Below are 19,121 nucleotides of genomic sequence, written 5' to 3'. Positions count from 1 at the left end.
GAACAGAAAATACTGTATTCAAAGCTTGAGCCTAAATTCATTGATAAAAAAGTAGGAAAAAAATAACAAGCTATATGGAGTTATATAATGAACAGAATGAAAAAAGTCCTGTCTTTTACTGCAGCTGCCGCCGCAGTGATATACTGTACTATTCCCGGTGTATCTGCGCAGACAGATGAAAATTATGCCAGAGCACTTCAGTATTCACTGTACATGTATGATGCAAATATGTGCGGAAAAGATGTTAATGAATGCACACAGCTTACATGGAGGAACGACTGCCATATTTATGATGCAGAGGTTTCGCTGACAAACGGAACAGATTTATCTGCTGATTTTATAACTGAAAACCAGAAATATCTCGACCCGGACGCTGACGGTTACATTGATGTTTCGGGTGGATTTCATGATGCCGGAGATTTTGTAAAGTTCGGACTTCCCCAGGGATTTACTGCGGCAACTCTTAATCTGGAATATATGGGATTTAAAGAAAGCTTTGAAAAAACCGGTCAGGACAGTCATATGAAAACCATTCTGACATATTTTAATGATTATCTTAAAAAATGCACTTTTACAGATGAAAACGGAAAAGTCATAGCTTTCTGCTATCAGGTAGGACTGGGGCAGACTGACCATGACTACTGGGGTGCTCCCGAAAACCAGACTACGGAAAGAAAGGCTTATTTTGCAACAGAAAAATTTCCGTCTACTGATATTTGTGCCATATCAGCAGCTGCAATGGCTGGATATTATGTCAACTTCGGTGATGAACAATCACTTGAAAAAGCTATGGCACTTTATGATTTTGTAAATGACAATCCATTAAAACAGCCGGGTACTGATAAGGCTGATAATGGATTCTATGGGTCATCAGGCTATACGGATGAGCTTGGAACTGCCGCTGCATGGCTTTATACTGCCACTGGTGACAGCAGGTATAAAACAGATGCCGAAAATTACCTCAACGAGGGGATATATGACGCACCTTACTGGGCATACTGCTGGGACGACAGCTGGCTTGGCGGTTTTGCTCTCATGGCAATTAAAACCGGCAATACAGAATACTGGAATGTAATTTCTGAGGCAATTGACAATGGTATCGCTGAATACAGTACTCCTCAGGGATATGTTTACTATGACGACTGGGGTTCTGCACGATACAATACAAATATGCAGATGCTGGGACTTTTGCATGCAAAATATACAGGAAACAGCAAGTATTCATACTGGGCAAAAGAACAGATGAGCTATCTCATGGGAAATAACAGTAAAAACAAATGCTATATAGTAGGTCTGAATGAAAATTCTGTAAAATATCCTCACCATGCCGCCGCTTCAGGCTCTGACGATCCTGAAAGCAAAGCAGAACACAAATATGTGCTTTACGGAGCATTGGTTGGCGGTCCGGGTTCAGAGGACGAGCACATTGATGAAACTTGTGATTATCAGTACAATGAAGTTTCAATAGATTACAATGCCGGTTTCGTTGGCGCATGTGCAGGACTTTATGGATTTTTCGGCAGCGGTCAGAGCATTGATACTGCCCTTCCTGAAGAAATAAAACAAAGTTTATCATCTGAGGAAAGCAGTACAAAATATGGAGATGTAAATCTTGACGGCTATGTAAGCAGTGCAGATGTTATTATGCTCAACAAATATCTTCTGAGTTCTGATGAATATCCTCTGGAAAATGAGCATTCATATAAAAATGCAAATGCCAGATATGATGTTGATGATAACGGAAACTATATTTTAAACCTTGAAGATTCTGCCTGTATTGTAAACTGCGTACTGGGAATCACTCCGGAAACTGATCTTGGCATACAATAAACAAAAATATATTCTCGTGCAAAACATTTTTGTGCATGTTGCTTAAATCGTATGTGGTTAATTGTTTATAATATCAATTGACAAGCCAATTTGCCAGTAATATAATGAAAATGTAAATTGTGTTAATATATTTTAATGCTGTTTATCACACCTAAATTACAGCCGCACAAAAAGCGGCAGAATGGAGAAGCCTATGAAGTTTAAAAAACTTGTATCCTGCTGTCTGGCGGCGGCTATCGCAGCAGGAGGACTGATAACCGGAAATTATTCCTATATCAGTATTAATTCAGTGTCGGCAGAATCGTATCTTTCAGCTCCGGTAAGTACGGATGTTCTTAAGGAATCAGCTTACGTTACATGGACTCCTGTAAGCGGTGCTGACGGTTATAATGTTTACTGCAAACCCGAAGGCGGCAGCTATACTCAGCTGGATTCCATGCTTGTCAGACAGTACAGCGGCTATTTCAGAGCAGATGCAGTCGGACTGAAACCGGGCAGATATATAATGAAGGTCGTACCAACTTCAGGCGGTAAGGAAGATGCTTCAAATGCAGTTGAATCCGAAGCAATTACTGTAGGAAGCTACGACAGAAGCGGATTTGCATTTTCTGCAAATTCACCTAACGGCGGTATCGGAGTAGGTGCTTACAATGATGACGGTACTTTAAAAGATGGTGCGGTTGTTTTGTATCTGACAGAAGATACAAAAAACACTATGACTATGGATGTTGTAACCGATTCCAAAGGAGGTACAACAGCCTGCACTGGTATCAGTGAAATTCTGACAGCTCTCCAGAACGGCTATGAAACAAGACCTGTTGACATCAGAATTATCGGCAAGGTTACTGCTGACGGCGTTACAGGTTCGGGTGATGAAAACAACCTGCACATCAAGGCAAGCAGTGCATCCTGCCCTGTAAAGAATATTACTGTTGAGGGAATAGGCGAGGACGCTGTATGCTACGGCTTTGGTATTCGCTGCGTAAGATCACAGAATATCGAAGTAAGAAACCTTGGCATTATGCTTTTCGGCGATGATGGTATTGCTTTTGAAACAGCAAATATAAATATCTGGGTTCATAATAATGATATTTTCTATGGTACTGCCGGAAGCGATTCCGATCAGGCAAAGGGTGACGGTTCTCTGGATATGAAAAACGATTCACAGTATTTTACAATTTCCTACAACCACTTCTGGGATTCGGGAAAAATGTCCCTTTGCGGTATGACATCAGAAACAGGCGAAAACTGGATCACATATCACCACAACTGGTTTGATCATTCCGATTCAAGACATCCGAGAATCAGAACAATGTCCGTTCACGTTTACAACAACTACTATGACGGAAATGCCAAGTATGGTGTAGGTGCAGTTAAGGACGCTGACGCATTTGTTGAGGCAAACTATTTCAGAAACTGTCCGTATCCTATGCTTACATGCGACATGGGTTCTGATACAGGGAACTTCGATGACCATGTAGGTGCAATGATCAAGTCCTACGGAAACTATATAGTGGGAGAAAAGAGCTATATTACTCAGAATGATAACAGTACAAGCTTTGATGCTTATGAGGTTTCAGCAAGAAATGACATAGTTCCTAACAGTGTTAAATCTCTTGATGGATACGGATACAACAACTTCGACACAGACAGCAGTATCATGTACAGCTATACTCCTGACGCAGCAGATGACGTTCCTTCAATCGTTATGTCAGAAGCCGGCCGTCTCGGCGGCGGTGACTTTGAGTTTGAATTTACCGCAGCAGATGATGAGGACTATTCTGTTAATACTGAGCTTATGTCAAAAATAACATCTTACACATCCCCTGTTATAGCAATCGGAAGCGGATTTACCTCAGAAGATACTCCGGCAGTTACAACACCGGCTGTTACTACAGCTGCCGTAACTGAGTCAACAAGCAGTCTGGCTTCTACATCTGTTCTGACAACAGCTTCTGTAAAGTCCACTACCAAGACAAGCTCTGAAATTGTAATCTCAGCTGACGCAGTTTACTGCTCTCCTAACGGTTCAGCATCTGCACAGGGAACAAAAGATGATCCGACAGATGTTGCAACAGCGATCAGCATGGCTAAGACACATCCGGGCATTACAATTTATCTTCTCGGCGGAACATATAATTTTGACACGACAATTATGATCGAAGAAGCAAACAGCGGTACAGCTGATGCAAGAAACACAATTATGGCATATCCCGGCGAAGAGGTTGTATGGGATTTTTCAGCTATGGAAGTCGCAGGCTCAAACAGAGGCGTGGTTCTGGATGGTTCATACTGGTATTTCAAGGGCTTTGAAATCAAGGGTGCCGGAGATAACGGAATGCTTATTTCAGGCGATAACAATATTATTGAAATGATGGTATTCAATGACAATCAGGATACAGGTCTTCAGATTTCACGCTATAACAGTTCTTATGCCACAATTGATCAGTGGCCTTCAAACAACCTTGTTCTTAACTGTACTTCAAAAAACAACTGTGACAACGCAACAATGGAAAATGCTGACGGCTTTGCCGCAAAGCTTACCTGCGGTGAGGGAAATGTATTTGACGGCTGTATGGCATACAACAACAGTGATGACGGCTGGGATTTATTTGCAAAGACAGAAACTGGTCCTATAGGCGTGGTAACAATCCGCAACTGCATTGCCTTCAGAAACGGCTATACTGAAACCGGCGAAGGTTACGGCGATTGCGACGGCAACGGCTTTAAACTGGGCGGCAGCGGCGTAGGGACTGCACATATTGTTGAAAACTGTCTTGCATTTGAAAACTTAAACTGCGGGTTTACTGATAATAAAAATCCAAAGCTTGAAAGCCTTACTAACTGCACCTCGTACAATAACGGTGTAAGCGGAAATGACAACAAGCCAAACTATTCACTTTACCGCTGCACAGATGACGGCTGTGATTTCAGCAATATCATCAGCTATATAAATGAAACAGAGCTGACAAAGGCACTGCCTCCGGAAGTTACATTAAATATATCCAATGATAAGTTTGTTGGTACTATTGAAAATTCTGTTTATTATAACAGCAGCAAGTACTATAATGTTACAGATAAGCAGACTATAGCAAGCGGAAATAAACTGGGCAGTATTGTAACACTCACTGACGCTGATTTTATCAGTATTACTGCTCCGGCTATGGGAACTGATTTCCATAAGGAATGGAGAAATGAAGACGGAACATTAAATACAGGCGGATTCCTCGAAACAACATCGGAAAGTATATATGCCGACCTCGGAATTGATTTCCAGAGTATCGAGCTGCCGATTATTCCTGTAACTACAACAACTACTGCGGTTTCTTCTCAGCCGACTACTGAAACAACCGTAACAACAACTGTAACAGCAGCTGTAACCACTCAGGAAAATCAGTCAACAGTACCGTCAGATGCTGTTGCAACATTATATGGTGATGTTAATCTTGACGGAACAGTTTCAAGTACTGATGTAGTACTTCTTAACAAATATCTCCTCAGCCAGACGGAATATCCATTGCCTGAACTTTCATCATATGCCAATGCCGATTGTGAATACGATGGAATAATCGATCTGGTAGACTCTTCAAAAATCACAGAAAATGTACTTGGAATCACACCACTTTCTGAATTAGGACTTAACAGCGAATTATCAATAGTAAATTAAATCGCATTAAACAAGGGAGCTTTTACATTGTAAAAGTTCCCTTTAATTATACCATTTGTATATTAATCTATACTCCAGTCGATCTCTTCCATATTATTAGCCTTCAAAAATTCATTAGCCTTTGAAAAATGTTTGCAGCCGAAAAATCCGTTATATGCTGAAAGAGGACTAGGATGTGCACATGTTAAAATAAGATGTGCCGGATTAGTGACAAGCCTTGCTTTGGTTCTTGCATTTGCTCCCCACAGAAGGAATACCATTGGCTTTTCACGAAGATTCAGCAGACTTATCACATCATCTGTAAACTGTTCCCAACCCATTCCTTTGTGGCTGTTAGGGCATCCTTCCCTGACTGTCAGAACATTATTCAGAAGCAATACGCCGTTTTTCGCCCATTTAGTCAGCTCTCCGTGTTTTCCGGTATTGTCAATGCCCACATCCGACTTTATCTCCTTGAAAATGTTTACAAGTGACGGAGGAGGTGCAACACCTTTTTTTACAGAAAAGCACAGTCCATGAGCCTGCCCAACCCCGTGATAAGGATCCTGACCTATAATAACTGCCTTAACATCTTCGTAAGAAGTGTATTTCAGAGCATTAAAAATATCGTACATACCGGGGAAAATACGCCTGGTTCTGTATTCCTGAATCAAAAACTGCCTTAATCGCAGATAATAATCCTTTTTAAACTCATCCTTTAAAAGCTCGTCCCAGTCATTTCCAAATTCAACCATCACAAGGCTCCTTTCAACTCTGATGAGAATATTTTACCATATTTCCTATAATTTTACAAGTATATGAATAAAAAGGGAACTTTTTGCAAATAAAAAGCTCCCTTATTTTTATTATGGTTCAACCACCATATCCGGTGTGACCTTATAAACTAAGCTGTCATAATTTTCATCAGCGTACTCCGGAAAATAATTTATTTCAAAATTGCTCCACCCGGTTGGAACTTCAAACGCATAAAAGCCGCTTGCCGTTTCTCCCGGACCTATCTCAGTGCCGAGGAATACCGGAACATCACTCAATGCTTCTTCTGCTCGCTTCATAGATGTTCCTGTAACTCCATAAATAATACTTCCGTCTTCCAGCAGGACATGAAAATTACTCAGTGAAGAAACATTAATGGCAGTATCGCTGTTGTTTGTAATATCAAACACTGCACCATATATGTTTACTTCCTGTGCATGAACATCATCCGGACCGGTTGTTCCGACATTTACAAGCTTTACCAAATCAACGCTGTAGTCCTTAAGATCAGCCTGAGTGCCGATTGACGCTTCCACACGCTGTTCACCTGTAGGAAGAGTTGCCTGCTGGTCGTTAGGATTCACATAAGAATTATTGCTGTCATAATAAACAACATTATTTGCCGTTCCCTGTTTTTTATCGCTGCATCCGGCCATCGGAAACGCCATGACCAGAACAGTCGCTGCAATTATAATACTTTTTAATTTTTTCATATTACTCTCCATTCTGCCGCTTAAGCGGCGAGCAGAATTTTTTAATACTTCATAAACGGTTTTGCGGCATACTGAATACGCATCCGCAGTAATTCTGACGATATATATCATATATACGGCAAAGCTCTATTGAACGCTTATAACCGTTTTTCTTTTTAAAATCAGAAACAAGATAAGGAATATTGTATTCCTTTGAGATTTTTTCACCGGCAAGATTTATATACGGTGCATTTTTATGAGGACTTACAGTAAGCGTTGTTGCGAAATAATCAGCATGATATTTAACAGCTGCCTTTGCGGCTTCCTCCATACGCATTCTGATGCAGACCTCACAGCGTTTTCCGCCTTCCGGCTGACCCTCCAGACCTGAAACAGTGCTGAAAAAATCTTCCGGATTATATTCGCCCTCAATAATTTCCACTCTGCTTTCAAGTCCCATTTTTTCAACTACTTTATGCTGAGCTTCAAGACGCCTGAAATACTCCTCACAAGGATGAATATTAGGATTATAAAAAAACAGTTTTACATAAAAATACTGAGTCAGATATTCCAGAACATAACTGCTGCACGGACCGCAGCAGCTATGCAGAAGCAAAACCGGAATTTTTTCTGCTGATTTTATATTATCAAGTACTTTTTCAAGCTCTCTTTGAAAATTCCTTTTGTTTTCCATGTTCAATGCCCCAATGAAAATCAGCTGTCCTCAAGCTCTTTAAGAGCCTTGATTTCTTCCTTGTTGACCTTGATTTCAGAATCTCTTATAATTTTGACATTGCTTCTGTCCACATATATCGGCACATCGCTTTTTTCAGGCTTGATTTTAAGCTTACCTGTAATAAGATTAGCTTCCTCAACATATCCTCTGCATTCCGGAGTTTTAACAAATGCTCCAACCTTCGGAGTGATTTTAAGAAGCTCCTCATATGCCGGCTGTTCATGCTTTAAACAGCACATAAGACGTCCGCAGGTACCGGAAATTTTTGAGGGGTTCAGAGAAAGTCCCTGTTCCTTTGCCATTTTGATAGATACAGGCTGAAACTCTCCCAGATATCCCTTGCAGCAGAATTCTCTTCCGCATATTCCGAGTCCGCCTAAAATTTTCGCTTCGTCCCTTACTCCAATCTGTCTAAGTTCTATTCTGGTTCTGAAAACAGCCGCAAGATCCTTTACAAGTTCACGGAAATCAACACGGTTTTCCGAAGTAAAATAGAACAGAATCTTATTATTGTCAAATGTGCATTCAACGTCTATAAGATGCATATTAAGCTTTCTGTACTCAATTTTTTCAAGGCATATTTTAAAAGCTTCCTTTTCCCTGATATGATTTTTTTCAACAGTTTTCATATCATTTGCCGTAGCTTTTCTGATTATATCCTTAACAGGCGGAATAGAGTCATTTTTCTCAATATCACGATTTGCAATAACGACTTCTCCGCATTCAACGCCTCTTGCGGTTTCAACAATAACATGTTCCCCCACTGTAAATCTGACATTTTTAGGGCCAAAATAATAAACTTTTCCGCCCTGTTTGAATCTTACTCCAATAATCTCAATCAATTTTTTATTTTCAGATATGATTTTTCCCTCCTAACTGTTCATTATTTCTCCGCACAAAGCGGACATAAGCAAAACCGGACTTACATTTGCTTTTATATCGGCTGCTGCCCGGTTTATAAATTCATGAATTTTTCCGGCAGATCTTACTGAAATACGCTGTGTAAGCCTTTCAGCTCCCTTTCCATAGCAGCTTATAAGACTGCCAGTCCCTCCCAGCTTAAGAAGCAATGAATCCCTTATAATCCTGTCAAGCATTTCAAGGAACAGCAAAGCCGACTGTCTTTCCTTAAGCTCCGGAGAGGACATAACGGTCAGAAGACCATATTCATCTCTGATTATTATACTATCAGCCGCCCTTTTTGTCAATGCCGCAATTGTCCGCAGTCCTGCGTTTTCAATGTATTCAGCACACATTCCGATATTTCCGCCGAAATTGTCCATAGCCTCACTTATCTGACTGCTGTCATATCCTTTATATGCTAAAGCAGCAGCACATTCATCGGTACTGCACCGGGATATTCCCAAAGAGGTGACTCTTGAAATAATTGTCGGCAGAAAAGCATCTCTTGAACCGGCTGTAAAAATAAAATATACAAAAGAAGGCGGTTCTTCAACAATTTTAAGTAAAGCATTCTGTGCCGGAAGCTGAATGTTATCCGCATCTGCAAAGACATACACTTTTGCACTGCCGTTATTCGGCGCAATATAAGAATCCGAGCAAACCTTACGGCAGGTTTCAACGGTATAAGTATTAAGCTTGCCACTGTGTTCAGGATAAATAATATCCGGATGAATATGCATTGCCGCATTCCGGCAGGAACGGCATTCCCCGCACGGAACGCCGCTTCCCTTTTCGCAAAGCAAAGCTGCTGCAAGATAATCAGCCGCCGTTTTCTTTCCCAGCCCTTTTTCACCGTAAATCAGAAACGAATGAGCAATGCGTCCGCTTGAGAACATACCCTTTATTGTTTCCAGAAAAAAGGCATTTCCGTAAATTTTTTCTATCATACCTTTTCAAAACGTTCAATGTCTGTGATGAATATTGTAGCACCGCCCACTGAAACCTCCACCGGGAAAGAAGTGTATGTGCCGACTCCGTAAGCTGCTGCGGAAGGTACAAACTGTTTTCTTTTGTGGCTTTTTTCCTTTATGGTATCCACAACTGCGTCAACCTTTTCGTCCTCTGTACAGATAAGAAACGTTGTATTTCCGGCACTTAAAAATCCGCCTGTTGATGCAAGCTTGGTAGCAAAAAATCCACGCTTTGTCAATGCTCTTGCCACAGCCTGACTGTCATCCCCGTTAACTACTGCAAAAATAAGTTTCATATGTAACACGACCTTTCATAGCGGTTATTTTTACTTTTCTATTTTATCACATTTATATTAAAAATTCCATAGTTTTTATAAATTTTAATACAATTTTCATTAATTACCTCTCCGCTTACTGCAACAGGTACAGCCGGAGGACACGGAACATTGACCATAGCACATATTCTTCCTGCACTTTTTTCAATATCAATGGTTTCATAGTCAGATAATGCCGCCTCACGCACGGTCATTGCCTTTTCCATTTCCGGAAATCCCGTAAACTGAAAACCTAAAGGCGGTTCAGGACTGCACTCCATAAGTGCTTTGCCTGTCCGGGCAACATCCTCCGGAGTATTACAAACTGAAAAAAGCAAAACAATACAGCTGCTGTCAGCATATTCGCACTCTATATTTTTCTCCCTGAGTTTTTCAGCAAGCTTTAATCCATTGCACAGAAGTGTCAGATGAAAAGGCTCGCCGTCATATACACTGTATTTTTTCTTAAGTTTCCTCTTAAGCTTTTCAATTGCCGGAATAAGTCTTTCAATATCATCTTTCATGCGTTCATGCATATATTTATTGCACAGATCAAGGGACGCCATTATAAGATAACTGGGACTGGTAGAGCCAAACAGTGCCATGGCAGCCTTTGCCTTGTCAGCATATTTTTTATTTCCTATATGAAGATATGCCGCACCTGTCAATGCCGGAAGCATTTTATGAGCCGAGTCACAGCACATATCCGCACCAAGTGCAGCAGGATGATTCCCCGTAAATACAGTATGTGCTCCATGGGCGTTATCCACCAGCAACACAGCTCCATATTTCCTGCACATTTCCGATATTGCTTTTACATCTGCGGTTTTGCCGAGATAATCAGGAGAGGTTATGTATACGCATGGGTTTGCCGTTTCCTTAAGGGCTTTTTCAAGCCTGTCCATAGGTATTTCCCCGGACAGAATACCGGAAGTATACTCCGGATAGATCCATACAGGGTCAATTCCCAGAAGCGCACAGGAAGTAAGAAAGCTGCGGTGAACATTCCTTACTGCTATAATATTTCTGTTTTCCTGTTTCATAAGAGCAAGCATGGTCTGTATGCAAAGGGTAGACCCTCCGGCACTGTAACAGGTTTTTACAGTACCAAAAATTTCCGAGGCATTTTTCTCGCTCTGTGCAATAATACCATCCGCCTCAAAAAGACTGTCTGCCCCCTTTATTTCTGTTATATCCATACCCCATGGAAAACCGGATAACTTATCAGTCCCTTTTCCCTTATGTCCGGGCATGTGAAGTCTTAATGTATTTTTATCATTATAATCTGAAAGAAAATCATATAAAGGTGTATTCATATCGTTCTCCTATAAAAAATAATATTTTAGATATTTGTATATTTTTGCTCTTGCCGCCTTGATTGTTCTGGATACAGTTGACGGACAAACATGCAGCATTTCAGCAATTTCCGCCACTCCCTTGTTATTATAATAGTATAACACAATAATCTCCCGCTGTCTTGCAGTAAGATCATTTTTTATTACTCTTGCCATAACATTTTTTATTTTAGCTCTTTTTTCTTCCGATTCATCTTCATACTCGGAAAAAGCAAGATCGCTTATGCGTTTATCAAATTCAAGTGCTTCAAAGGATATTCTTCTTGACATTCTTATGCCTCCTGTAAATATATTTTGTTGTTGTTTTTATGAATGTAAAAGAAAAGGCTTTTCAAACCCGAAAGAACAAATGTTCTTTTATAGTATTATATACCATTTTTTTGCATATGTCAAGTCTTGAAGTTCTAAAAAATAAATTTTTTTCATATTGTTTAAGGAAACGCCGGGTTTTACGGACATGTTATAAGACTTTTAAAAATACAAATGAAAGGAACAATGCAAAATGAAACTGATGTTAATAAACAAGAATAATCCTCTGCCGGAGAACTATAAACCATGTCTTGCTGATCTTTCAGAAGGCTATCAGCTGGAAAAACATGCCGCATATGCCATGAAACAGATGATATGTGCTGCTCTAAAAGACGGTATCCGTCTGCGGGTATTTTCAGCATACAGAAGCATATCTTACCAAAAAGGACTTTTCAATGAGGATATACTGCGATATATAAATCAGGGAATGACCTATGAAGAAGCTTATCAAAAAACCTCAGATTCCATTGCTGCTCCCGGAGAAAGTGAACACAACGCCGGTCTTGCGGCGGATATTTCCTCCATGGACTGGAAAGGTGAAATTACCGCAGATTTTGAAAATACAAAGGAATTTGAATGGCTCAACTGTAACGCCCATAAATTCGGATATATTCTGCGCTATCCAAAGGGTAAGGAACATATAACCGGTATTACATACGAACCGTGGCATTATCGTTATGTAGGAAGAAAACATGCCCGGTGTCTGAAAAGAATGAGCATAACTTTAGAGGAATATATGCAGCTTCAGTGTGTGAAATGTTAACAAATTGTAAATAAATAATGAAAATTTAGTGAATTGTCTTGATTTTTTCTCGCAGTGTATTATACTATATTTAGCACTCATGATTAGAGAGTGCTAAATAATATTTTATGGAGCTGACAAAAATGCAGACTAAAAGTTTTAAAGCAGAGTCCAAAAGACTTCTTGATTTAATGATCAATTCAATTTATACACATAAGGAAATTTTTTTGAGAGAGCTTATCTCAAATGCCAGTGACGCAATAGACAAGCTTTATTTCAAATCCCTTACTGACGATAAGGTGGGACTGAAAAAGGATGATTTCGCAATCAATATAAAGCTTGACAGTGATGCTCGTCAGATCACCATTTCAGATAACGGTATCGGCATGACGGATGAAGAGCTTGAAAATCATCTTGGAACTATTGCCGACAGCGGTTCATTAAAATTCAAAACCGACAACAAAATGGAAGAGGATGTTGACATAATAGGTCAGTTCGGTGTAGGATTCTATTCCGCATTTATGGTTGCAAAGGAAGTTCATGTAAAGAGCCGGGCATACGGCAGCGATCAGGCTTATGAATGGATATCAACAGGTGCTGACGGATATCAGATAGGTCCGTGTGACAAGGAAGATGTCGGTACTGAAATAATACTTACTCTCAAGGACGATACAGAAGACGAAAAATACGGAGAATATCTGGAACAGTACAGAATAAAAAGTCTTGTCAAGAAATATTCCGATTATATCCGTTTCCCTGTTAAAATGGATGTTACCAAGAGCCGTCTTAAGGAAGGCTCAGAGGACGAATATGAGGATTACACAGAAACTGAAACCCTCAACAGTATGGTTCCGATCTGGAGAAAAAATAAAAACGAGCTTAAGGATGAGGATTACAACAATTTTTACAAGGAAAAGTTCTTTGACTATACTGATCCGCTGATCCATATCCACACCAAGGCTGAAGGTACTGCAACATATAATGCACTTCTTTATATTCCGTCAAAGGCTCCTTATGATTACTATTCAAAGGAATATGAAAAAGGTCTTCAGCTCTATTCAAGCGGTGTTCTGATTATGGATAAATGCTCTGATCTGCTGCCGGATTATTTCAGCTTTGTAAAAGGTCTTGTTGATTCCGAAGACTTGTCACTTAATATTTCAAGAGAAATGCTCCAGCATGACAGACAACTCAAGCTTATAGCAAAAAGTCTTGAGAGAACAATAAAAAATGAACTCGCTAAACTTCTTAAAAATGACAGAGAAAAATATGAGGAATTCTTCAAGGCATTCGGACTCCAGCTTAAATACGGAGTTTACAGCAACTACGGCATGAACAAGGATACTTTAAAAGATCTTATCATGTTCTATTCTTCAAAGGAGCAGAAGCTTGTAACTCTTGAAGAATATGTTTCCAGAATGCCGGAAGACCAGAAATATATCTATTATGCATGCGGCGATAATATTTCCAGAATCGACCACCTGCCTCAGACAGAGCTTGTAAAAGACAAGGGCTATGAAATCCTTTACCTTACCGATGATATAGACGAATTTGCAATCAAAATGCTTGCAAATTATAATGAAAAGGAATTCAAATCAGTTTCCGCCGGCGACCTTGATATTGATACTCCGGAAGAAAAGGAAGAAATCAAAAACAAGGAGGAAGAGGCAAAGGATCTGTTTAAATTCATGGAAGAAAAGCTGAGCGGAAAGGTAAAATCCGTCAAGCTTTCCAAGAGACTCAAGTCCCACCCTGTCTGCCTTACATCAGAAGGCGACCTTTCTGTTGAAATGGAAAAGGTACTCAATTCTATGCCAAATGACCAGAAGGTTGAAGCAAACAAGGTTCTGGAAATTAATCCGGATCATCCTGTGTTTGAAACACTTAAAAATCTTTATGAATCCGATAAGGGCAAGGTTGAAAAATACAGTAAGCTCCTTTATAATCAGGCTCTCATGATCGAAGGTATGCCTGTTGAAGACCCTGTTGAATTTTCAAATCTTGTATGCGAACTTATGATTTAAAAATGACTGTTCCGTCTTCTGCGGAAGACGGAACAGGTTTTGTATATTAATCGTTATCAAATTTAACAACCGCAAATAAAAGCAAATATATACCGGAAGCTTTATTTGCCTGATATATAATAAAAAAATAAAGGCTGTATAAAAATATGACTGCTATTAAAAAAATTCTCGGCGATGCGTTTTCGCTGAAAGATGACACAACCTCTCAGGACGAAATTTATAATCGTCTTGTAAACAGTGCCACCATAAGAGGCACAAATATGTGCGTCCTGATTCTGGCAATACTGATTGCTTCAATCGGACTCAATATGAATTCCACCGCTGTTATTATAGGTGCCATGCTGATTTCTCCCCTTATGGGCAGCATTATGGCAATAGCCTACGGCATAGCTTCAGGAGATCTTAAAATCGTAAGACGGTTTTTTATAGGATTTGCCTTTCAGATCGTTGTCAGTCTTCTGACATCAACATTATATTTCAGTATTACTCCGATTTCAGATTCCACTTCCGAGCTTCTTGCAAGGACTCAGCCTACCATCTGGGACGTCCTGATTGCTGTATTCGGCGGACTTGCCGGAATTATAGGAATGACACGAAAGGAAAAATCCAATGTAATTCCCGGAGTTGCTATTGCAACTGCACTTATGCCGCCATTATGTACGGCTGGCTATGGTCTGGCAACAAGACAATGGTCTTATTTTTTCGGTGCATTTTATCTGTTTACTTTAAACAGCTATTTTATATGCCTGTCTTCTATTATCGTACTTCTTTTACTTAAAGTTCCAAGGCATACTATAATGGAACAAAAAGTAAAGAAAAAGGTTCTGATACGGGTTACTATTTCAACCATACTGCTTATGATACCAAGTATTCTTATCGCTGTAAATATGATAGGCAAATCGGATATAACAGGATTTGAAGAGGAAAAAACAGCCGAGCTTTCCGAACTGGGAAAAGAAGCTGAAATTCTTTTTCCACAGATTGAAAATATTTCACTGGGAAATGTTGACTCCTATCACGAAGGCGAGATAACATCATCAAGCAAGCTTTCTGTTATATTGTCAGAGCCTGTATCAGATGAACGTGAAAAAACCATGAGACAATGGCTGGCAGTAAAATGTGAGGATGCCGAAGAAATCGAAATTATCGTTCAGAATGAAAAAACATAAGCTATATATTATCAGTATTATATAAAATGTTTTATACATACAAAAAGACACCGTAAATCGGTGTCTTTTTGTTAATGTGGTATAGAGAAAGAAAAAACAAAGAAGATACTGTAATTTCAAACGAGTATCTATATCTGTAAAAAACGTTAAATTACTTTTTCTCGCATTCATGGCATATGCCTTCAAATGCAAGCGAAGAAGTATTGATGCGAAAACCGGTGCGGTTATAAACATCGTTTTCTATTTTACTTATCTCTGGAATCGAAATATCAAAAACCTTCCCGCATCTGACACATACCAGATGCTGGTGATTTGTCAATGTACCGTCAAAACAGTCAGACCCGTTAGGCACACTAATTTTTTTCAGCATATTATGTTCTGAAAGGAAATTCAGGTTTCTGTAAACTGTTCCCAGACTAAGCCCGGGGTACTCATCCCTCAGAAGATTATAAACATCGTCGGCAGTAGGATGAATCTTATTTTTCAACACAGTATTTAAAATAAGTTCACGCTGCTTTGAATAACGCATATGAATTCTCCCGGACCGCATTCAACCTATGATTCAAACTCTTCTGTGAATATTATAGCAAAACTGTTCTCAAATGTCAAGGAATTTTGAAAAAAATTACTAGAAATTTTTATCAGGTAAAGATTGCACAAAAATTGACCCTTGTTTTTTACTTGACAAAAATACACATACCCTTTATAATTTAATATATAGAAGTATGATTTTATTCAACAATTTTTTTCAACAAAGAAAGGGTTTAATATGACAAAAGCTGAAATAAAATTTGCAGAATTTATAAGAAAACATATTGTCACAATCGGTTTTGCAGCCGCAGCATTAATGGCTGTTATTTTAAGAATACTTATGCTTGACCATGAAACCAGCGACTATTCATTTTTCATGAAGAACTGGATAATCCAGCTGGCTCAATATGACGGTCTTTCGGGACTGGGAGAAAATATCGGAGAATATAATGTCCCCTATATGCTGTTTTTAGCGCTTCTTCCATACCTTCCATTTGACGATCTGACGGAAATTAAAATATTATCAATTATTTTTGATTTTGTCGGTGCATTCGCTGCTATAAAAGTCGTTTCAATGATAACACGGAAAAAATTCTTTTCCGCTTTTAATCTGGCTTTGTTTTCAGTTATAATTTTCTGCCCTGTTGTATTTATAAACTCCGCTTTCTGGGCACAATGCGATTTCATATACGTTTCAATGATCCTTTTCTGTATGTATTTTATGATGAAGGAAAAATACGGATGTGCAATGATATTCTATGGAATTGCTTTCGTTTTAAAGCTTCAGGCAATTTTCTTTCTGCCTGTTATACTGATATACTACTTTGCCTCTAAAAAAATGAGTGCTCTGAATCTCCTGTATATTATTCCTGTTTATTTTATTGGAATTCTTCCGGCCATTATTGCCGGAAGAGGTTTTAAGGATACTCTTACCATTTATTTTAAACAGACTGATATTTATGAGCAGCTTACAATGGCATGCCCTAATATATTCAATTTTATCACTGGTGATTACGAAATGTTTAAAAAAGTCGGAATCATTCTTACTATCACAGTTCTGGGACTGGGTGCCTGCGCCTTTATTTACCAAAGGAAGGACGTATCCGGAAGCGATCTTGTACTTCTTTCATTCTGGGTAACTTATGTATGCATCTTCTTCCTGCCTGCAATGCATGAACGCTATACATTCATTACCTGTATTTTAAGTATTTTATGGGCATTTATTTATAAAAAAGACTGGTGGATTGCTCTGGCAGTAAACGCAGTAAGCTTCTTAAGCTATACTCCTTATCTTTTCCAGAATACAGTAATTGACCTGAACTATCTTGCCGTAGCAAATCTGATATTGCTGGTACTGGTTTCCCGCCGTCTTTTTGTAAAAACGCCTTCAGACGCTTTATTAAAAAACAGTTAGGAGGTAAATATGAAATATTTAAGAAAATCCGCCGGAATTATTATTTCTGCGGCGTGTATTCTGTCCTCGTTTACTTATGCGGCAAATGCACAAAACTACACCTATAACAAAAACGGTTACTGGTATTATGCAGATGAAACCTCTTTCAGATATTCGGATTTTGATGCAGATGAAAACGGATATTACCCGGACGGTACAAAAATTGATTTTCTCGGTTCATCTCCGGAATCCCTATACCAGACAGGCAAAACTGACTACACAGTTACTTGTGAAATTGACGGTTCAACACTTTCAGTTCCGGCAAAAATCGGACTTTGCGGAGACGCCAATATGGACGGTCAGGTCAATATCAGAGACGCTTCGTTTATTGCAAGGTGTGCTGCGGGAAACGGCAAATATGAGTCAGATTTCAGCATGTTTCTTGCCGATGCTGACAGGGACAATGCTGTCACAATAAAAGATGCCGCATACATTTCAAGAGTAATTACACAACAGGCTGCAACTGAAATTGCAAAAGCAAAACAGGAAAAAGCCGCAAAAATAAATCGTGTTCTGGAACTTGTAAATATTGAGCGCAAAAATGCCGGACTTAATCCGCTGACTCTTGACAGTAATATTTCTCAGGTTTCCAATAAAAGAGCTGTTGAAATTGCCGTTGTTTTTGACCATCAAAGACCTGACGGAAGTCCATGGTCACAGCTTCTCTACGATTATAATATTAACTTCCGTTACAGCGGAGAAAATATTGCCGCCGGATATACTACTCCGGAGGAAGTAGTAAAGGGTTGGATGAATTCAGAAGGACACAGAGCAAATATTCTTGACCCTGATTTCACCAAAATCGGAATAGGCTATTACTATGACGAAAATTCAGATTATGGTCATTACTGGGTTCAGACGTTTGTTCAGCCAAAATAAAGGAGAAAATATGATTCTTGCTATAGACATCGGAAATACCAATATCGTTATAGGGTGCGGGGAAAATGAGAAAATGATTTTCGTTGAAAGACTTTCAACGAATCATAATCAGACTTCTCTGGAATTTGCAATTCTGGTAAAAAACATACTGGAACTAAACGGAATTTCCCCTGACGATATTAACGGAGCTATTATGGCATCAGTTGTACCGGCAGTTACCGGAAGTATTACACATGCAATTGAAAAAATAATTCATAAAAAGGTTATGGTTGTAGGTCCGGGAATAAAAACCGGAGTAAGCATTATTATTGATAATCCGGCTCAGCTGGGAGCAGACCTTGTTGTGGGTGCAGTTGCAGGTATTCATTACTACAGCACTCCGCTTATCATTTTCGATCTTGGAACTGCCACAACCGTTTCGGTAATTGACAAGGACAAAAACTATATCGGCGGAATGATCATGCCGGGTGTGAACACTGCTCAGGGTGCTCTTACAAAAAACACTTCACTGCTTCAGAAGGTAGCAATAGAAGCCCCGAAGAAAATCATCGGAAAGAATACTATCGACTGTATGAAAAGCGGTGCCGTTTACGGTACTGCCGCTTGCCTTGACGGAGTAATTGACCGGATAGAAAGCGAAATGGGATACAAAATGAATGCTGTTGCCACCGGAGGTCTTGCCGGCTGCATAATTCCTTATTGCAGACATAAAATTACTGTTGATGATGAATTGCTTTTAAATGGTCTTATGCAGATTTATATGAAGAATATCTGAAAAAATGACGCCCTGCAA

General features: G+C 39.4%; 17 protein-coding genes. 8 read left to right on the top strand and 9 right to left on the bottom strand.

Features of this window, described 5'->3' with window-relative positions; translation table 11 throughout:
• Positions 1-87 precede the first annotated feature (87 nt).
• Both ACI4WO_RS01875 and ACI4WO_RS01870 read left to right on the top strand, forming a co-directional pair.
• Positions 88-1,830, top strand: a complete 1,743-nt coding sequence (locus tag ACI4WO_RS01875; protein ID WP_439805862.1) for a glycoside hydrolase family 9 protein — start codon at positions 88-90, stop codon at positions 1,828-1,830.
• Between the two features lie 193 nt (positions 1,831-2,023).
• The gene (locus ACI4WO_RS01870; RefSeq protein WP_439805861.1) at positions 2,024-5,497 is read left to right on the top strand and encodes a pectate lyase family protein; all 3,474 of its coding nucleotides are present in this window, start codon (positions 2,024-2,026) and stop codon (positions 5,495-5,497) included.
• Between the two features lie 62 nt (positions 5,498-5,559).
• Here the strand turns inward: ACI4WO_RS01870 and ACI4WO_RS01865 are convergent, their stop codons facing one another.
• From ACI4WO_RS01865 to ACI4WO_RS01830, 8 genes are all read right to left on the bottom strand, one after another.
• Positions 5,560-6,231, bottom strand: coding sequence for a uracil-DNA glycosylase (locus ACI4WO_RS01865; protein ID WP_439805860.1), 672 nt, complete (start codon positions 6,229-6,231; stop codon positions 5,560-5,562).
• Positions 6,232-6,342: 111 nt separating this feature from the next.
• Entirely contained in the window at positions 6,343-6,963 is a 621-nt protein-coding gene (locus ACI4WO_RS01860; protein ID WP_439805859.1) for a DUF4352 domain-containing protein, read from the bottom strand.
• 49 nt (positions 6,964-7,012) lie between these two features.
• Positions 7,013-7,636, bottom strand: coding sequence for an epoxyqueuosine reductase QueH (locus ACI4WO_RS01855; protein WP_439805858.1), 624 nt, complete (start codon positions 7,634-7,636; stop codon positions 7,013-7,015).
• Between the two features lie 20 nt (positions 7,637-7,656).
• A complete protein-coding gene (locus ACI4WO_RS01850; protein WP_439805857.1) occupies positions 7,657-8,520 on the bottom strand; it encodes a PSP1 domain-containing protein in 864 nt (287 codons plus the stop codon).
• Positions 8,521-8,550: 30 nt separating this feature from the next.
• Positions 8,551-9,528, bottom strand: a complete 978-nt coding sequence (locus tag ACI4WO_RS01845; protein ID WP_439805856.1) for a DNA polymerase III subunit delta' — start codon at positions 9,526-9,528, stop codon at positions 8,551-8,553.
• On the bottom strand, positions 9,525-9,848 hold the full coding sequence (locus ACI4WO_RS01840; protein WP_439805855.1) for a cyclic-di-AMP receptor: 324 nt from the start codon (positions 9,846-9,848) through the stop codon (positions 9,525-9,527). Before ACI4WO_RS01840 ends, ACI4WO_RS01845 begins: the two co-directional genes overlap by 4 nt.
• A gap of 38 nt (positions 9,849-9,886) precedes the next feature.
• The gene (locus tag ACI4WO_RS01835) at positions 9,887-11,182 is read right to left on the bottom strand and encodes an aminotransferase class I/II-fold pyridoxal phosphate-dependent enzyme (protein ID WP_439805854.1); all 1,296 of its coding nucleotides are present in this window, start codon (positions 11,180-11,182) and stop codon (positions 9,887-9,889) included.
• A 9-nt stretch (positions 11,183-11,191) separates the two neighbouring features.
• A complete protein-coding gene (locus tag ACI4WO_RS01830; RefSeq protein WP_439805853.1) occupies positions 11,192-11,491 on the bottom strand; it encodes an RNA polymerase sigma factor in 300 nt (99 codons plus the stop codon).
• Between the two features lie 232 nt (positions 11,492-11,723).
• Between ACI4WO_RS01830 and ACI4WO_RS01825 the strand changes: the two genes are divergently transcribed.
• From ACI4WO_RS01825 to ACI4WO_RS01815, 3 genes are all read left to right on the top strand, one after another.
• Positions 11,724-12,293, top strand: coding sequence for a M15 family metallopeptidase (locus tag ACI4WO_RS01825; protein ID WP_439805852.1), 570 nt, complete (start codon positions 11,724-11,726; stop codon positions 12,291-12,293).
• Between the two features lie 122 nt (positions 12,294-12,415).
• Positions 12,416-14,296 carry a molecular chaperone HtpG gene (htpG, locus tag ACI4WO_RS01820; RefSeq protein ID WP_439805851.1) on the top strand — a complete coding sequence of 627 codons (1,881 nt, stop codon included), beginning with the start codon at positions 12,416-12,418 and terminating at the stop codon, positions 14,294-14,296.
• A gap of 146 nt (positions 14,297-14,442) precedes the next feature.
• Positions 14,443-15,465: a TIGR00341 family protein gene (locus ACI4WO_RS01815; protein WP_439805850.1), complete on the top strand. Its 1,023-nt coding sequence runs from the start codon at positions 14,443-14,445 to the stop codon at positions 15,463-15,465.
• A gap of 151 nt (positions 15,466-15,616) precedes the next feature.
• Here the strand turns inward: ACI4WO_RS01815 and ACI4WO_RS01810 are convergent, their stop codons facing one another.
• The gene (locus tag ACI4WO_RS01810) at positions 15,617-15,994 is read right to left on the bottom strand and encodes a Fur family transcriptional regulator (RefSeq protein ID WP_439805849.1); all 378 of its coding nucleotides are present in this window, start codon (positions 15,992-15,994) and stop codon (positions 15,617-15,619) included.
• Positions 15,995-16,234: 240 nt separating this feature from the next.
• Here ACI4WO_RS01810 and ACI4WO_RS01805 point away from each other — a divergent pair, with 240 nt between their 5' ends.
• From ACI4WO_RS01805 to ACI4WO_RS01795, 3 genes are read left to right on the top strand one after another with little or no spacing between them, the layout of a single operon-like run.
• The gene (locus tag ACI4WO_RS01805) at positions 16,235-17,410 is read left to right on the top strand and encodes a hypothetical protein (protein ID WP_439805848.1); all 1,176 of its coding nucleotides are present in this window, start codon (positions 16,235-16,237) and stop codon (positions 17,408-17,410) included.
• Positions 17,411-17,419: 9 nt separating this feature from the next.
• Complete coding sequence (locus ACI4WO_RS01800; protein WP_439805847.1) at positions 17,420-18,328, top strand: CAP domain-containing protein; 909 nt, start codon at positions 17,420-17,422, stop codon at positions 18,326-18,328.
• Between the two features lie 10 nt (positions 18,329-18,338).
• Positions 18,339-19,103, top strand: a complete 765-nt coding sequence (locus ACI4WO_RS01795) for a type III pantothenate kinase (RefSeq protein ID WP_439805846.1) — start codon at positions 18,339-18,341, stop codon at positions 19,101-19,103.
• The last annotated feature ends 18 nt before the right edge of the window (positions 19,104-19,121 follow it).

Source organism: Porcipelethomonas sp., assembly GCF_051893655.1.
Taxonomy (GTDB): domain Bacteria; phylum Bacillota; class Clostridia; order Oscillospirales; family Ruminococcaceae; genus Porcipelethomonas.
The sequence above is the reverse complement of the archived record's forward strand: the minus strand, read 5'-3'. Positions and strand labels throughout refer to the sequence as shown.

What these genes read in the sequence shown, in the direction of transcription:
- ACI4WO_RS01840 (WP_439805855.1), bottom strand. Translation starts at nt 9,848, where the DNA reads ATGAAACTTATTTTTGCAGTAGTTAACGGGGATGACAGTCAGGCTGTG.
- htpG (WP_439805851.1), top strand. Translation starts at nt 12,416, where the DNA reads ATGCAGACTAAAAGTTTTAAAGCAGAGTCCAAAAGACTTCTTGATTTA.
- ACI4WO_RS01835 (WP_439805854.1), bottom strand. Translation starts at nt 11,182, where the DNA reads ATGAATACACCTTTATATGATTTTCTTTCAGATTATAATGATAAAAAT.
- ACI4WO_RS01870 (WP_439805861.1), top strand. Translation starts at nt 2,024, where the DNA reads ATGAAGTTTAAAAAACTTGTATCCTGCTGTCTGGCGGCGGCTATCGCA.
- ACI4WO_RS01810 (WP_439805849.1), bottom strand. Translation starts at nt 15,994, where the DNA reads ATGCGTTATTCAAAGCAGCGTGAACTTATTTTAAATACTGTGTTGAAA.
- ACI4WO_RS01805 (WP_439805848.1), top strand. Translation starts at nt 16,235, where the DNA reads ATGACAAAAGCTGAAATAAAATTTGCAGAATTTATAAGAAAACATATT.
- ACI4WO_RS01830 (WP_439805853.1), bottom strand. Translation starts at nt 11,491, where the DNA reads ATGTCAAGAAGAATATCCTTTGAAGCACTTGAATTTGATAAACGCATA.
- ACI4WO_RS01855 (WP_439805858.1), bottom strand. Translation starts at nt 7,636, where the DNA reads ATGGAAAACAAAAGGAATTTTCAAAGAGAGCTTGAAAAAGTACTTGAT.
- ACI4WO_RS01875 (WP_439805862.1), top strand. Translation starts at nt 88, where the DNA reads ATGAACAGAATGAAAAAAGTCCTGTCTTTTACTGCAGCTGCCGCCGCA.
- ACI4WO_RS01825 (WP_439805852.1), top strand. Translation starts at nt 11,724, where the DNA reads ATGAAACTGATGTTAATAAACAAGAATAATCCTCTGCCGGAGAACTAT.
- ACI4WO_RS01795 (WP_439805846.1), top strand. Translation starts at nt 18,339, where the DNA reads ATGATTCTTGCTATAGACATCGGAAATACCAATATCGTTATAGGGTGC.
- ACI4WO_RS01860 (WP_439805859.1), bottom strand. Translation starts at nt 6,963, where the DNA reads ATGAAAAAATTAAAAAGTATTATAATTGCAGCGACTGTTCTGGTCATG.
- ACI4WO_RS01815 (WP_439805850.1), top strand. Translation starts at nt 14,443, where the DNA reads ATGACTGCTATTAAAAAAATTCTCGGCGATGCGTTTTCGCTGAAAGAT.
- ACI4WO_RS01800 (WP_439805847.1), top strand. Translation starts at nt 17,420, where the DNA reads ATGAAATATTTAAGAAAATCCGCCGGAATTATTATTTCTGCGGCGTGT.
- ACI4WO_RS01865 (WP_439805860.1), bottom strand. Translation starts at nt 6,231, where the DNA reads ATGGTTGAATTTGGAAATGACTGGGACGAGCTTTTAAAGGATGAGTTT.
- ACI4WO_RS01845 (WP_439805856.1), bottom strand. Translation starts at nt 9,528, where the DNA reads ATGATAGAAAAAATTTACGGAAATGCCTTTTTTCTGGAAACAATAAAG.